This is a genomic window from Psychrobacillus sp. FSL K6-2843, assembly GCF_038626375.1.
Lineage (GTDB): Bacteria > Bacillota > Bacilli > Bacillales_A > Planococcaceae > Psychrobacillus > Psychrobacillus faecigallinarum.
In genome coordinates this window covers 1,263,612-1,279,046 of sequence record NZ_CP152021.1, presented here as the reverse complement: position 1 = coordinate 1,279,046, position 15,435 = coordinate 1,263,612, and the positions used below count along the sequence as shown (strand labels likewise).

Genomic DNA, 15,435 nt, shown 5'->3' with positions numbered 1-15,435 from the left:
CTGCAATTAGTAGAGATTATTCTTGATTTTGAAGTGTTGAAAAGGCTTGATCCTTCACTTCGTTTAAATGCGTTGTTAAATCATTAAATTCCTTGACAGAGTGTTGCACCACTTCATTTTGCTTATTGACCTCTGCAACCTTCTCCTGAATCGAAGTAACATTAGCTTCCTCATCAACCAGCATGTTATAAAGCGATTCTTGCAAACTAGCAAGAGAATTGTATTGTTCAACCAACTTATCATGGGCAGCGTAGCGATTCTTTAAGGCCTCTTCCACTAAACGTATACTTTCCTTTTCAGATTCTTCTTTTGCATCAGAGATGACTGCTTCTAAATCTGCAAGTTTTTCATTTGCCTTAGCAATCGATTCTTTTTCTTTTTTCACCAATGCTAAACGTTCCTCTAAAAGAGTAGCAGTTGCCTCTACTTGAGCACTCAGCTCATCCTGTTGGTCTTGAGTTAACTCCATCATACTTTGAAAATTGGTTAGTTCTTTTAACTCAGTTTCCGCTAATAAGGGTTGCACTTCTCTATACCCTTTCTCAGTTTCATAGATTTCGGTTAATACATTGGACAGTTTTTCCTCCGTGCTCTCTCCAAAAGAACAAGCCGTAAGGAGTAGAAGCATACTTAAAGGAATTATGAATTTAATTTTTTTCATACAGCAACCTCCTATACCATTTTCAACTATAATTGTTCTAGTTATTAAATTCAACTGACGATATACCTTTTTGTTTAGTAAAACGACATAATTCGATATAATAGGAATATGAAATTTGAAAGGACGATTATGATGATTTTAATGCAAGATATAATTAGAGACGGCCATCCTACTCTACGTAAGAAAACAGATGAGTTAACATTTCCACTTTCAGAAGAGGAACAAACACTTGCTCATGACTTATTGCAATATGTTATAAATAGTCAAGATGATGAAATGGTGAAGAAATACAACCTTCGACCGGGGATTGGAATTGCTGCTCCGCAAGTAAATGTATCTAAAAGGATGTTCGCCTTACATTTAACCGACGAAGATGAAAATGAAGTCAGCTTTGTGGCAGTTAATCCTAAAATTATTAGCCATTCTGTAGAGAAAACATACATAGCGGCTGGAGAAGGATGTCTCTCAGTGGACGAAGTTATTGAAGGTTATGTTCCACGATATGCACGTATTACCGCAACAGGTTTTCATCCAGACGGGACTCCCTTCAAAAAACGTTTAAAAGGCTTAGCAGCTATCGCATTTCAACATGAATTAGATCATTTAAACGGAATTATGTTTTATGACCATATCAATCCACAAAATCCATATGAGGAAATTCCTGACGCATTCCCATATGAACGTAAATAGTACCTTCTTATTGTTATACCGAAGAAAGGTTTGCCTTTGAAAAGGCGAACCTTTTTTGTATTGGAGAAAATAACAAGGTTAGAAAAAGACTATAGATAAACACCACCAGATGGATGCTGTCCGTCTATAGTCTTACTGCAAATTATTTTAAATCAGATAGTCTTGGCATCGCAGATAGTGCACCAAACTTAGTTGCACAAATAGAACCGAGTTTATTTCCAAAAGCGATATACTCGATCCATTCTTCTTTTGTTTCTGGCTTACCCTCTGATTGGATTTTCGATAAAATCCCAGCCATAAAGGCATCGCCAGCCCCAGTTGTATCTATAGCCACTACTTTTTCAACAGGGATATGAACCAATTCTCCGTCAATAAGGGCGTACGTTCCCTCTGCACCAACTGTTACAAGAACAATTGGAATATTGTAAGGAGCTAGCTTATTAAGCCCTTCCAACCGGGAGCTTGTTTCTGTCAAAAAGAATAGCTCTTCTTCCGTCAATTTAAAAATGTCTATATCATGAAGAAAAGAGCAAATCGTTTCTCTACAATTCTGTTCTGTTTCCCAGCGCAAAGGTCGTATGTTTGCGTCACAAGATAAAAGAGCACTAGATTTTTTTATTTTATCAACAATGTTCCGTGTAGTTTTACGTGCTGTTGGATGAAATAACGTCCCAGAGCAAAAATGGAATACTGCCGCTTGTTCAAAAGCTTTTTCGTTAATCATGGAGAAATTTACTTGCAAATCAGGAGTATCATCAACGTACGTGTGAAAATGTCGATCATTATTTTCAGTCAAATGAACATAGACACCACTTACACATTTCTCTGAATTCACTTGGGCATACGAAAGATTTACTCCTTCTGCCTCCAATTCTCTTCTGACAAACTTCGAGGTTTCATCCTCTCCAATTATCGTAATAAAAGATGAGGAAGCCCCTAGTCTACCAATACCTGCAGCAACATTTACTGTAGCCCCACCTAAAAATTTAGTGAATTTTCTATTTGTCTGATCCTCTGCAATATAATCAACGAAGGCGTCTCCATAAATTAATACGTTTTTTTTTTTTTGCTCGTTCATATGTAACTCCTTTAAATTAACTCTAATTTCTTCATTGCATTTACTAACCCATTTTCAGCAACATGATCTGTCACTATTGTAGCGTGTTTCTTAAGTTCTTCCTCTGCATTACCCATCGCAACTCCTGTACCTACAAATTTCAACATTTCTACATCATTTAAACCATCACCAAAAGCAATTGCATCTTTTCTGTCTTTACCTAAATAATCTAAAAGAATTTCTATCCCTATTGCTTTAGACATCCCTTTTGGAAGCACATCACATGAAACTCTGTGCCACCGTATAAACGACAAGTTGGGAAATGCCTCTTCATATTCCTTTTGGATTTCTTCATTGCAAAAGACAAGAGATTGATGAATATCATTGTTCAAATAAAAATCTTCTGCTTTCCGAGGAAAGCCAACTTTTAATGTTGAAATACTTTCAATTACATCTTGATGATCTGGAACATTGGAAACCATTTCATTGGTGTCCATGTATACTAAAGGCTGATCTTTCAAAGCAGCAAATTCAGAAAGCTTTTTAAGTTCTTCCTTGTCAATAATACCTTTATGTATAGTCTTACCTTCAAATTGGACAATTTGACCATTGTAGCTAATATAGGAATCTATTTGTAACTGTTCTACGATTGCTTTGGCAAGAAATGGAGCTCTTCCAGTAGCAATCACAGTGATATGTCCATTTGCTCTTGCTTGTTTAAATGCTTCTTCTACACCTGTAGGTATATTTTTCTCCATATCTAAAATAGTGCCATCAATGTCAAAAATCAATACTTTTTGTACCATCAAAATTTTCCTCTTTTCCGATTCGAATTATTTGACTTTTCTGTTAAAAACCTTTACAAATTTAATTTTTTAGTATATAATACGTCTTAAGGAGTGGATTGCCATGTTGAAACGCCTGAAAAGGAAATTGTTGAGACGACTCGGCGGAATGCTCAGAAATAAAACTATTGCTTAAGTCAAATGTCTTGCCCTTCAAAATTTGGAGGGCTTTTCTTTATTTTAAAGAAGTGGCGTGATAATATAAAGAGAATTGATTTATTATGAACGTGAAAAAGGAGAGTATAAAAATGATTTATAAAGTTTATTATCAAGAAAATGCACTAGAAGTACCAGTTCGCGAAAACACAAAGAGCTTATATGTTGAGGGAGAATCCGAACGCGAAGTTCGCTCCCTTCTAAAGGACCGCAAGTATAATATTGAGCTTATCCAGCTGCTTGAAGGAAACCACTTGGAATACGAACAAGCAAGCCCAAATTTCAAAGTAGAAGAGTTATAATTTATGAAATTTGTAAAAAATGATCAAACTGCTGTTTTCGCCCTCGGCGGACTAGGTGAAATCGGCAAAAATACGTATGGAGTTCAGTTTCAAGATGAAATCATTCTGATTGATGCTGGTATTAAATTCCCTGAGGATGACCTTCTTGGGATTGATTATGTTATTCCGGACTACACTTATTTAGTTAAAAATGTAGACAAGATTAAAGGATTATTCATTACGCATGGTCACGAAGACCATATCGGTGGAATCCCTTACTTACTAAAGCAACTTAATGTTCCAGTATACGGGAGCAAACTAGCACTAGGATTACTTCGCAATAAATTAGAAGAGCATGGTTTACTTCGTCAAACAAAAATGAATGTGATTGAAGAAGACGATATAATTAAATTTAGAAAAACCGCAGTTAGCTTTTTTAGGACTACGCATAGTATACCTGATGCTTTCGGGATTGTGGTGAAAACCCCTCCTGGTAATATTGTGCATACAGGAGATTTCAAGTTTGATTTTACCCCTGTTGGCGAACCAGCCAATTTGACTAAAATGGCTGAAATCGGACGCGATGGTGTTCTTTGTCTACTTTCTGATAGCACTAATGCAGAGGTTCCTAATTTCACAATGTCCGAACGTAAAGTTGGAGAAAGTATGGATTCCATTTTCCGTAAAGTGAATGGCCGTATTATTTTTGCAACCTTCGCTTCTAACATCCATAGACTTCAACAGGTTATCGATGCCGCAGTGCATCATAATCGTAAAATTGCTGTTTTTGGAAGAAGTATGGATAATAACATTACCATCGGGAGAGAGCTCGGATATATTACAGCCCCTAAGGAAATGTTTATAGATACAAGTGCTTTAAATCGACTACCGGCAAACGAAGTATTAATACTATGTACCGGTAGCCAAGGTGAACCAATGGCTGCCCTATCTAGAATTGCTAACGGTACTCACCGACAAATTCAAATTCAGCCTGGAGATACCGTTGTATTTTCTTCTTCACCTATTCCAGGTAATAGAGCAAGCGTAAACAGAACGATTAACCTATTGTTCCGTGCTGGCGCAGAAGTAATTCATGGTTCCTTAAATAACGTCCATACATCTGGGCACGGTTCTCAAGAAGAACAAAAGCTTATGCTGCGTTTGATGAAACCTAAATTCTTTATGCCTATTCATGGGGAGTTCCGTATGTTAAAACTTCATACCGAGCTTGCTGCAGATTGTGATGTACCAATTGAAAATACATTTATTATGGAAAATGGCGACGTTCTTGCTTTGAGCTCAACTGAAGCTCACGTGGCAGGACGTATCCCTTCTGGTGATGTATATATTGATGGTAGCGGTATTGGAGACATCGGGAATATTGTGCTAAGAGATCGCCGTATTCTTTCAGAAGAAGGCCTAGTAATTGTAGTTGTTAGTGCTGATATGGAAAGAAAGAAAATTGTGTCAGGTCCAGATATTATTTCTAGAGGATTCGTTTACATGAGAGAATCAGGCACGATGATCAATGAAGCTCAGCAAATGTTAAACAAGCATTTAAGATACACTATACAGGACAAGTCTATTGAATGGTCTGAGCTAAAAAATGAAATTACAGATGTGTTAAGCCCTTATTTATATGAAAAAACAAAACGTCGCCCAATGATTTTACCAATCATTATGGAAGTATAAATTATATAAAAGCATCATTTTATTTGATGCTTCGGACTGTAGGCAAACTCAAAGAAATTTGAAATTGTCTACAGTCTTTTTTTTACAATATATAGTAAGAAATCATCGATTCAGATATTCATAAGCCACACTTTCCAAAAGCACGACCTCAGACTCGGCGCTTCGGCTACTTGGTTTCTTCAAGTCATTTACTACAATCGACAAGTGTTAGCTAATAATAAAGTATTAAATCTCAAAATACTTGGAAATATTAATATTATGTGAGAGCTCTTTCACCAAATTTAAAGTAAGCATCACCTATTCAAAAATTTTGCCAAACAAAAAGAGAACATATAAACGAATTAACGTTTTATACTCTCTTTTTAAGACTTATCGATACTTGGATACTGTATTTATAAACGGCAATTATTGATTCTCATCTTTTTGCTGCTCAGAAGGCTCTTCACTTGGGTCCGGCTCATTTTCATCGGTACCGTTGCATCCGAATAGTATACCTGTTGATAAAATAACAGACATAATAGTAAGAACATACCTTTTATTCTTCATCCTAATCCCTCCATTCTTATGCTTAATGTGTCTATCTTTTAGAAAAATATACAAAAATAAAAGAGCGCTCCAATTGGAACGCTCTTATCATATTAAGACTCACCTATACTTTAAATATTATTTTTGCTTGTTTATTTCATATTGAACGAATGTTTTATAATCTAAAATTTATTTATTTTAATAAATATAAAAGCCAAGGGATTAGTCCCTTGGCTTAGTTAAGATAAAACTTTCTTTTCAAAGCGATTAATATCAACATCTGCACCAATTATAATAAGTACATCATTTAGTTGCATTTTATCGTGGGCTTGAGGTGAGACGATGATATCCTTTCCTCGTTTAACCGCAACAATGTTAATGCCATATCTCGCACGGATATCCAAATCTATAATTGAGAACCCAGCAATTTTCTCGTTTACTTTGATTTCCATAATCGAATGCTCATCGGATAGCTCCAAATAATCTAATACATTATTAGAAATGATGTTATTGGCAATTCGTATCCCCATGTCTCGTTCTGGATGAACTACTTGATCTGCACCTATTTTTCGTAACACTTTTTCATGATAATCATTTTGAGCCTTCACTGTAATTTTTTTCACACCTATTTCTTTTAGCATAAGTGTAGTCAAAATACTTGATTGAATGTCATCCCCTATTGCAACAATCACGTGTTCAAAATTTCTTATCCCAAGAGATTTTAAAACTGCCTCGTCTGTTGTATCCGCAATAACCGCATGAGTTGCTATTGTAGCGAACTCATCTACTCGTTCTTGAATTTTATCGATTGCCATTACATCCGCGCCTTGCTCCATTAACTCTTTTACGATACTTCCTCCGAAACGACCTAAACCAATAACAACAAATTCCTTATGCATAACTGCGCCTCCTAGAACTAATTGCCATTAGTTTAACACATCAGCTGTTCCTCGGCTATGAGATTTCACTATAGCCATTTTCATAACTAACGTTCATTTATCAACAATACAAGTCGCTTTTCTAGCATGTGCCAACCGTACTCCCCTGTTTGCCTATGTCTTAGCTGTCCTTTTTTATCAAACAAGTAAAAGTTAGGAACCATTTGATTCTGATATTTTTTAGAAATGGTTAAATCATGATCTAAGAATATCGAATGATTTATACCGATAGCAGCAGCTGTAGATTGAACAATACTTGTATTAGCATCCTCTTGGGATCTTGGCATATGAACAGCGATTACATTAAAACGATCTCCATATTTGCTTTTCCATAAGTTAATCACTGATGGAGCCCTTTTGCAGGCTTGACAGCTAACAGACCAAAAATAGACAAGAACAGGCTTTTCTCCCATTAGTTGTTCCTTTGACCATGCTCCGTTTAACCATATTGCCGAATTCGGAAACTCCGGTAACTCCTCTCTTAACCGCATTAAATTCTCTCCTTTTTCTGTCATCCATTGTTATAGTATGCAGGACAAAAACTACCGATTATTTCATTCAATAAAAAATGGAATAATTTTTTTTTGTAAAATCATTAAAAAGTTGTTAAAGTAAACTTAAAGTTATGTTAAAATAAACTTTGTTTTATGGAAAAGCTCTTTATTTCAAATAAAAGAAGGAGCGTAATTACATGCAAATAGGTAAAAAAATTAAGCAATTACGGTTGAAAAAAGGACTTACTCAAGAGGAGCTTGGAGAAAGGACAGATTTAAGTAAGGGTTTTATTTCTCAGCTTGAACGTGACCTCAATTCTCCTTCTATTGAAACTCTTTTTTCCATCTTAAATGTTTTAGGTTGTAAGCCTAAAGATTTCTTTGATGATGAACATAGTAGAACAAAGGTTGTTTTTGAAAAAGAAGAACAAACCGTTAATGTAGATGAAGAAAAAAAGTACACACTGCACTGGCTTATCTCAGAATCCAACGAAAATGACATGGAGCCAGTACTTATTATTCTTGATAAAGGCGGGCAATTTAAAGAGTTCGAACCGTCCCTATCTCAAACATTCATATATGTTTTACACGGTCGCGTCCAGTTAACATTAGGCAAGCAGCACTACTTCGCATCAATAGGAGAATCCCTCTATTTTGAAGCATCTGATCACCATCTTTTACAAAATGCATCAGATGATATCGCGAAGGTTATTTATGTCGTCACCAATTCTTACTTATGAAAATGGAGGGTTATTATGTCAGAGACACCTATTATTCGCTTTGAAAACGTCACTAAATTTTATGACGAGGACACTACCGTACTTAGTAACATTAATTTTGAATTAGAACGCGGAAAATTTTATACGTTATTAGGACCATCAGGTTGTGGGAAGACAACTATTCTCCGCTTAATCGCAGGATTTATGCAGCCTTCAAGTGGGAGCATTTATTTTAATGGAAAACTAATCAACAATGTACCAGCCAACGAACGCCAAGTTAATACCGTATTTCAGGACTACGCTTTGTTTCCTCACTTAAATGTTTTTGAAAACGTAGCATTTGGGCTACGCATAAAAAAATTAGCAAAAAAAGATATTGAAGACAAAGTATTAGAGGCATTGAGATTTGTTAATTTAAGCGGTTATGAGTATAGAGAAATAGCAGAAATGTCTGGGGGACAAAGACAACGTGTTGCTATCGCCCGGGCAATAGTCAATGACCCTGAAATTATATTACTAGACGAGCCACTTTCAGCGCTTGACCTAAAGCTACGTTCAGAAATGCAGTACGAGCTTCGTGAGTTACAGCAACGTCTCGGAAAAACTTTTATCTTTGTTACGCATGACCAAGAAGAAGCGCTTGCTATGTCCGATGAAATATTTGTATTAAATGCCGGAAATATTGAACAAAGTGGAACTCCTATGGATATTTATGATGAACCTATCAATCGCTTTGTTGCGGACTTTATCGGTGAATCTAATATTGTAGAAGGAACAATGGTCGCAGATTTCCGTGTGCATATTGGTGGTAAGGAATTTGAGTGTGTGGACCAAGGGTTGAATCCAAATGAGAAGGTTGATATCGTTATTCGCCCAGAGGATTTAGAAATTACTGGAGTAGATAATGGGAAGATGAAAGTTAAAGTAGATACCCAACTATTTAGAGGCGTTCACTATGAGCTTTCCACTTACGATGAAGAAGGAAATGAGTGGTTAGTTCATTCAACTAAAAAAGCTGCTGTAGGTGAAATGATTGGATTAGATTTCGATCCGGAGTCTATTCATGTTATGCGTCTAAATGAAACAGAAGAAGAATTTGACAAACGACTTGAGTCTTATGGGGAAGACGCTTATGGAAACTAAAAAAGCTAAAACGCTTTATCTGATACCCTACTATGCTTGGCTACTATTCTTTGTCATAGCTCCAATAGCATTAATCGCTTATTATTCCTTCTTCGACTTAAGCGGAAGCTTTACATTAGATAACTATAAGAACTTTTTTACTTCTGTATATTTAAAGTTAACACTTAGCTCATTCTGGTACGCATTTTTAATTACCTTATTTTCTTTGCTCATTGCGTATCCAACAGCTTATCTTTTAACTAAAACAAAGCACAAACAATTATGGTTACTTTTAATCATTATTCCATCATGGATTAACCTTCTATTAAAAACATATGCGTTTATCGGGATCTTTGGTTTATATGGTCCAATCAATGCATTTTTAAATGTTTTTGGGATAGGTGAACAGCAAATACTATTTACTGATTTTAGTTTTATTTTTGTATCGGTGTACATTTTCATACCATTTATGATTCTCCCTATCTTTAACTCGCTCGATAAGTTAAATCCATCTCTTATAGATGCAAGTAGAGACTTAGGGGCTTCAAGCTGGACAACCTTTTCTAAGGTCATCTTTCCTTTAACTATTAATGGTGTAAAGGCCGGGATTCAAGCTGTATTCATTCCCTCCCTCTCATTATTTATGATTACTCGATTAATTGCAGGGAACAAAGTAATTACACTAGGTACTGCTATTGAACAACAGTTCCTTGTAACACAAAACTGGGGAATGGGTTCAACCATCGCCGTGTTTTTAATTATCTTTATGGTAATTGTCATGATCATTACAGGACAAAGAGAAAAGGGGGCCACTTCTAATGGAAAAAACAAGTAAGTCGGCAAAAATATTTTTAGCCCTGATCTTCGTTATTCTTTATGTACCTATTTTTTATTTGATATTCTATTCATTTAATAGCGGTGGTACGATGAATGACTTTGAGTCCTTTACTTGGGAGCACTATGCAGCAGTGTTTTCTGACACTCGTCTAATTATGATTCTTATCAACACTGTTATTGTGGCGTTACTATCTGCATTGATTTCGACCGTAATAGGTGTTCTTGGTTCCTTAGGTATAGTTTATATTCGAAACAAATCCTTAAGGAACTCAATATTATCCTTGAATAACGTATTAATTGTTAGCCCAGACGTGGTTATTGGTGCCTCCTTCTTGATTCTATTTACTATGGTTGGGGTTAAGTTAGGCTTTGCCTCAGTATTAATTTCTCATATTGCTTTTAGTATTCCAATCGTAGTCTTAATGGTATTGCCAAAACTTCAAGAAATGAACAGCTCGTTAATAGATGCAGCAGCCGATTTAGGTGCCACTAGAAGAGACATTTTAAGAAGAGTTATTATCCCTTTCATCAAACCGGGAATCTTTGCAGGATTCTTCCTGGCATTGACTTACTCATTAGATGACTTTGCAGTGACTTTCTTTGTCACTGGGAATGGTTTTAGTACATTATCAGTAGAGATTTATTCTATGGCTCGTGCCGGAATCACTCTAACAATTAATGCACTTTCAGGAATTATTTTCATCGTCACTTTATTGTTAGTAGTGGGCTATTACTTTATTAGCCAACGTGGCGGGAAAAACCCTACAGGAATGGGGGTAAGAAAATGAAAGATATTGTGAAAGCGTCAGTAGCAATTATTATTGTTTGTATAGGATTGTTTGTAGCGAATGACTACTTAGGGAAAAGCTCCGGCAATGCTGGTAGTGATACAGTTACTATTTACAACTGGGGTGAATATATAGATCCTGAGTTAATCAATCAATTCGAAGAAGAATCTGGTTATCGTGTTGTCTATGAAACATTCGACTCTAATGAAGCAATGATGACCAAAATTGAACAAGGTGGAACTTCCTATGACATAGCTGTACCTTCTGAGTATGCTATCGAAAAAATGAAGGAATATGACTTACTTCTTCCAATTGATCAATCGAAAATCCCAAACATGGCAAATATAGATCCTTACTTTTTAGATTTATCCTTCGATCCTAAAAATGAATTTTCAGTTCCCTACTTTTGGGGAACAGTAGGAATCGTTTATAATCCTTCCCTTTTAGATGACCAGTCATTTGAAAGTTGGGATGATTTATGGGATTCTTCACTCCAAGGCAAGGTCCTTTTAGTAGATGGAGCGCGTGAGGTAATCGGAATGGGGTTAAATAGCCTTGGCCATTCCTTGAACTCAACTGATGAAATTGAGCTTCAAGAGACTTTAGAGAAACTTCAAAAGCTATCGCCTAATGTAAAGGCTATTATTGGTGATGAAGTAACACAGCTTATGGTAAACGAGGAAGCAGCCGTTGCGCTTACTTGGTCGGGACAAGCTGCTGATATGATGTGGGAAAATGAAGAACTAGATTACTCTGTTCCTGAAGAAGGTTCTAATCTATGGTTTGACAACATGGTAATCCCTAAAACCTCGGCAAACATCGAAGGCGCTCATGCATTTATCAACTTCATGTTAGATCCAGAGGTCGCTGCACAAAATGCAGATTATGTGGGGTACTCTACACCTAATACTGCAGCAATGGAGCTAATGGACGAAGAAGTCATAACAGACGAACGCTTCTATCCTTCCGAAGAAGCTCGAGACAATTTAGAAGTATACAATAACCTAGGACTTGAAATGTTAGGTGTTTATAACGAGTTGTTCTTGAAATTTAAAATGGGTTCAAAGTAAATTAGCAAATTAACATTTACCCTTTAATTAACTTAAATATTATTAAAAAATTATAGAGAGGATGGTCGCGACTCACGTAACGGCCATCCTCCTTTTGCCTAGCCAATGAAACCAGCAAAAAGTCTTTTTAGCTAAATCTACACCATCATTAGTACACCATATATGATTGTAGCGACAGGCGACGACTCCTGCGGGATTAGGGAGACAGATAAGACATCACAATCGACACGTTAGCGACGGTGATGGCTTATCGCTCCCCCGCGGAAAGCGTTCGCCTAAAGCGGAAATCAGCCATCTATTGCCCAAAGATTTCCCTGTAAATTTATTAATGGGATAGATCATATAACCATACAATATGTTCTTGAGGTAGTTTCTCCACGCTACTTCATCGTTACTACACTATTATGATTGTAGCGACAGGCGACGACTCCTGCGGGATTAGGGAGACAGATAAGCCCTCACAATCGACGCGCAAGCGACGGTGATGGCTTATCGCTCCCCCCGCGGAAAGCGTTCGCCTAAAGCGAAAATCAGTCATCTATTATCTAAAATTTTACTGCAATTTTATTAATAGGATTGATCATATAACCATACAATATGTTCTTGAGGTAGTTTCTCCGTACTACTTTATCATTACTATATATGATTGTAGCGACAGGCGACGACTCCTGCGGGATTAGGGAGACAGATAAGACATCACAACCGACGCACAAGCGACGGGGATGGCTTATTGCTCCCCCGCGGAAAGCGTTCGCCTAAAGTGAAAATTAGCCATGTATTATCAAGTTTTTCAAGAAGGTCGCAAGTGAAATTTTTTCGGGACACGAAGGTATGTATTATAGAGAAAATATGATATTATCGATAGATGATAATAGTATGAAAGAAAGCAGGAACCATTATGACAGAAAAAAGAAATAAATTTGCATTATATATACTAATGTTCAATATGTTTATCGTAATGTCAGGGATAGGAATTGTTATCCCAGTAATGCCTTCATATTTGGAGACTTTTGGCGTCGCTGGGCAAGCATTAGGATTTATCATTGCTTCCTATGCTTTAGGACAATTTATATTTTCACCATTAGCTGGTGAACTATCCGATAAATACGGAAGAAAAAAATTAATCATTATTGGTTTGATCGTCTTCTCCTTATCACAATTATGGTTTGGTTTAGCCACAGACGAATGGATGCTCTATATTGCAAGGTTTATGGGGGGAGTTGGCGGAGCATTTTTAGTACCAGCTACTATGGCATTTGTCGCTGACTTAACAAGCCTTGAAGATCGTGGAAAAGGCATGGGCTACATTGGGGCTTCCATGTCATTAGGCTTTATGATAGGGCCGGCTATCGGAGGGTTTTTAGCAGGTGTAAGTTTATCCTTTCCATTTTACATGGCTGCAGTTGTATCTTTTCTTTCCGCAATAGTCTCCTTAGTTATCTTGCCTGACATTAAAAATGTAATTAGTGAACTAACACCTACTATTAAAAAACGTGAAAATATCCTTTCACAAATGAAAAGCTCTATATACACGCCTTACTTTATGATGTTATTTATCATTTTTGTTTTCTCATTTGGAATTGCTAACTTCCAATCAACCTTTTCATTGTATGTAGATCACAAATATGATTATAGTCCTCAACGAATCGCTGCTATTTTAACTGTGGGTGGATTTGTAGGGGTAGTTATCCAAACTGTTGTGATAGACCGACTCTTTAAACGCTTTGGCGAATTAAATGTTATTCTTGTTAACTTAGTGGTTGCGGCTGTATCATTAGTACTTTTCTTTTTAGTAGACTCTTTCTGGCTTATTTTATTTTTAGCAACTGCCTTCTCAATTGCTACAACATTGATTCGTCCAGCTGTAAATACAATTGTCTCTAAACTTGCTGGCAATGAACAAGGGTTTGCTGCTGGTATGAACAATGCGTATATGAGTTTAGGTAATATGATTGGTCCGGCTCTAGCAGGTATTTTATTTGATGTGAATATCAACATACCATTTGTAGTCGGTGCAGTAATCTTAATCTGTACTTGGGTTATCACTCTTGTCTGGGTTAAAAAGAAAATTCCAGTCATTTTATAACATAAGCTATTTTAAAGCTCACAATAAAAGCGCAATGGAGGTACATCTGATCTGACCCAATAAAGTTAGACAAAAAGGTTAGGCAGCTTCTAAGATCTGAGTTCGGTATTCTACCGGACTTAGGTCTTTTAATTTTGTCTTCATTCTTTTGTGATTATAATACTCGATATATTCATGTAGTTCTCGTTCAAAATGGTCCATACTCTCGAACTCCTGTAGATAAAGAAGCTCCGACTTTAACAAGCCAAAGAAGTTCTCTATGACTGCGTTATCTAAACAATTACCCTTGCGAGACATACTTTGTTTTATATGGTGGCGTTCTAACGTCTTATGATACTTCTTCATTTGATAGTGCCATCCTTGATCTGAATGCAGAACCACTTCATCTCTTGGATTTAATCGTCGAATGGCATCCTCTAACATATCACCCACAAGTTGATAAACTGGACGGCTCATTACCTTATAAGCAATGATTTCACCATTGCACAAGTCTAAAACTGGTGATAGGTAACGTTTCTCCCCGAAAAGATGAAATTCCGTTACATCCGTCACCCATTTTTCATTCATTTTGTCTGCCTGGAAATCACGATTCAGTAAATTAGATGCGATTCTACCTACTTTTCCTCGATAGGAACGATACTTTTTCATCCGGACCATACATTTTAAGCCCATCTCATTCATCAATCTATTGATCGTCTTCGGATCATGGCAAATGTTCTTTTTTACTAACTCTTTAGCGATGCGACGATAGCCATAGCGCCCTTTATGTTCATGATAAATTGCTTCAATTGCTGTTTTTGTCGTCGCGTATTTATCTTCACGTTGTAATCGTTTCTCCCAGTAATAGTACGTGCTTCGTGGAATGTCAGCGACTTTAACCAGTTCCACTACATCAAACTCAGACTTTAGTTCAAAAATTACTTGCGCTTTGATCTTGTTAGTAATTTTTCCTGCTCGTGAACTAAAGCATTCAACTTTTTTAGGTAGGCATTCTCCATACGTAAACGCTCATTCTCAGCTCGTAGAGCTTCCATAGACCCTTCACTTGGGGATGTTTTTTTTGCATTCGATCTGGTTTCTTTTTTCATGGATGGACGCCCCTTTTTCTTTGGTTGTAGGGCATCAATACCACCGTTTTCAAACGCTTTTCGCCAATTCCTAATCATTCCTGGTGAGGAAATATTAAAAATCGCTGCTGTTTCAACAGAGGAAGTACCCATATCGTTCATGTAATTAAGTACCTCTAGTTTAAAATGAACAGGATAATTTGTATAGGGTTTAAAGAAAGCTTCCACTCCTTGTTCTTCATATAACTGAACCCAAGCAGAAATAATAGATATCGCAATATTTAAGTCTTTTTGTATATCATTATAACTTTCATTTCCCTTAAGATAACGTAAAACTGTTTGTACTCTCTCTTCAGCAGTAAATTTGGACATAAAAACACCCCGTAAATGTTAGTTTGGTGTCTAAC

At 36.5% G+C, this 15,435-nt stretch carries 16 protein-coding genes; 9 read left to right on the top strand and 7 right to left on the bottom strand.

Annotation, left to right across the window (positions count from 1 at the left end):
* Positions 1-16: 16 nt before the first annotated feature.
* A complete protein-coding gene (locus MKY94_RS06220) occupies positions 17-661 on the bottom strand; it encodes a YkyA family protein (RefSeq protein WP_151110671.1) in 645 nt (214 codons plus the stop codon).
* A gap of 132 nt (positions 662-793) precedes the next feature.
* Between MKY94_RS06220 and def the strand changes: the two genes are divergently transcribed.
* Positions 794-1,351 (top strand): peptide deformylase, encoded by a 558-nt coding sequence (def, locus tag MKY94_RS06215; protein WP_151110673.1) that lies wholly within the window; start codon positions 794-796, stop codon positions 1,349-1,351.
* Positions 1,352-1,493: 142 nt separating this feature from the next.
* On the opposite strand, the gene MKY94_RS06210 is transcribed toward def, so the two are convergent.
* Both MKY94_RS06210 and MKY94_RS06205 read right to left on the bottom strand, forming a co-directional pair.
* Positions 1,494-2,429 (bottom strand): carbohydrate kinase, encoded by a 936-nt coding sequence (locus MKY94_RS06210; protein WP_342578256.1) that lies wholly within the window; start codon positions 2,427-2,429, stop codon positions 1,494-1,496.
* Positions 2,430-2,440: 11 nt separating this feature from the next.
* The gene (locus tag MKY94_RS06205; protein ID WP_225321703.1) at positions 2,441-3,214 is read right to left on the bottom strand and encodes a Cof-type HAD-IIB family hydrolase; all 774 of its coding nucleotides are present in this window, start codon (positions 3,212-3,214) and stop codon (positions 2,441-2,443) included.
* 287 nt (positions 3,215-3,501) lie between these two features.
* On the opposite strand from MKY94_RS06205, the gene MKY94_RS06200 reads away from it, so the two are divergent.
* Both MKY94_RS06200 and rnjA read left to right on the top strand, forming a co-directional pair.
* Positions 3,502-3,711, top strand: coding sequence for a DNA-directed RNA polymerase subunit epsilon (locus tag MKY94_RS06200; protein ID WP_144537894.1), 210 nt, complete (start codon positions 3,502-3,504; stop codon positions 3,709-3,711).
* A gap of 3 nt (positions 3,712-3,714) precedes the next feature.
* Positions 3,715-5,382 carry a ribonuclease J1 gene (rnjA, locus tag MKY94_RS06195; RefSeq protein ID WP_151110679.1) on the top strand — a complete coding sequence of 556 codons (1,668 nt, stop codon included), beginning with the start codon at positions 3,715-3,717 and terminating at the stop codon, positions 5,380-5,382.
* 405 nt (positions 5,383-5,787) lie between these two features.
* Here rnjA and MKY94_RS06190 read toward each other — a convergent pair whose 3' ends face one another.
* From MKY94_RS06190 to MKY94_RS06180, 3 genes are all read right to left on the bottom strand, one after another.
* Positions 5,788-5,928, bottom strand: a complete 141-nt coding sequence (locus MKY94_RS06190) for a hypothetical protein (RefSeq protein WP_191696433.1) — start codon at positions 5,926-5,928, stop codon at positions 5,788-5,790.
* A 218-nt stretch (positions 5,929-6,146) separates the two neighbouring features.
* Entirely contained in the window at positions 6,147-6,806 is a 660-nt protein-coding gene (locus MKY94_RS06185) for a TrkA family potassium uptake protein (RefSeq protein ID WP_144537888.1), read from the bottom strand.
* A gap of 86 nt (positions 6,807-6,892) precedes the next feature.
* Positions 6,893-7,336, bottom strand: a complete 444-nt coding sequence (locus MKY94_RS06180; RefSeq protein WP_191963878.1) for a TlpA disulfide reductase family protein — start codon at positions 7,334-7,336, stop codon at positions 6,893-6,895.
* Between the two features lie 200 nt (positions 7,337-7,536).
* Here MKY94_RS06180 and MKY94_RS06175 point away from each other — a divergent pair, with 200 nt between their 5' ends.
* The 6 genes from MKY94_RS06175 to MKY94_RS06150 all read left to right on the top strand — a co-directional run bounded on the left by MKY94_RS06175 (position 7,537) and on the right by MKY94_RS06150 (position 13,961).
* Complete coding sequence (locus tag MKY94_RS06175; protein WP_144537884.1) at positions 7,537-8,079, top strand: XRE family transcriptional regulator; 543 nt, start codon at positions 7,537-7,539, stop codon at positions 8,077-8,079.
* 15 nt (positions 8,080-8,094) lie between these two features.
* Positions 8,095-9,201, top strand: a complete 1,107-nt coding sequence (locus MKY94_RS06170) for an ABC transporter ATP-binding protein (RefSeq protein ID WP_144537882.1) — start codon at positions 8,095-8,097, stop codon at positions 9,199-9,201.
* Positions 9,191-10,015 (top strand): ABC transporter permease, encoded by an 825-nt coding sequence (locus tag MKY94_RS06165; RefSeq protein ID WP_342578255.1) that lies wholly within the window; start codon positions 9,191-9,193, stop codon positions 10,013-10,015. Before MKY94_RS06170 ends, MKY94_RS06165 begins: the two co-directional genes overlap by 11 nt.
* Entirely contained in the window at positions 9,999-10,805 is an 807-nt protein-coding gene (locus MKY94_RS06160) for an ABC transporter permease (RefSeq protein ID WP_144537878.1), read from the top strand. Before MKY94_RS06165 ends, MKY94_RS06160 begins: the two co-directional genes overlap by 17 nt.
* Positions 10,802-11,875, top strand: a complete 1,074-nt coding sequence (locus MKY94_RS06155; protein WP_342578253.1) for an ABC transporter substrate-binding protein — start codon at positions 10,802-10,804, stop codon at positions 11,873-11,875. Before MKY94_RS06160 ends, MKY94_RS06155 begins: the two co-directional genes overlap by 4 nt.
* Positions 11,876-12,773: 898 nt before the next feature.
* Complete coding sequence (locus MKY94_RS06150) at positions 12,774-13,961, top strand: MFS transporter (protein WP_342578251.1); 1,188 nt, start codon at positions 12,774-12,776, stop codon at positions 13,959-13,961.
* A 78-nt stretch (positions 13,962-14,039) separates the two neighbouring features.
* On the opposite strand, the gene MKY94_RS06145 is transcribed toward MKY94_RS06150, so the two are convergent.
* Positions 14,040-15,400 (bottom strand): IS3 family transposase gene (locus MKY94_RS06145; RefSeq protein WP_342577376.1). Its coding sequence is split into 2 segments (ribosomal slippage): positions 14,040-14,944 and positions 14,944-15,400, totalling 1,362 coding nucleotides; the frame shifts between segments, so codons are not numbered across the junction.
* Positions 15,401-15,435: the final 35 nt, after the last annotated feature.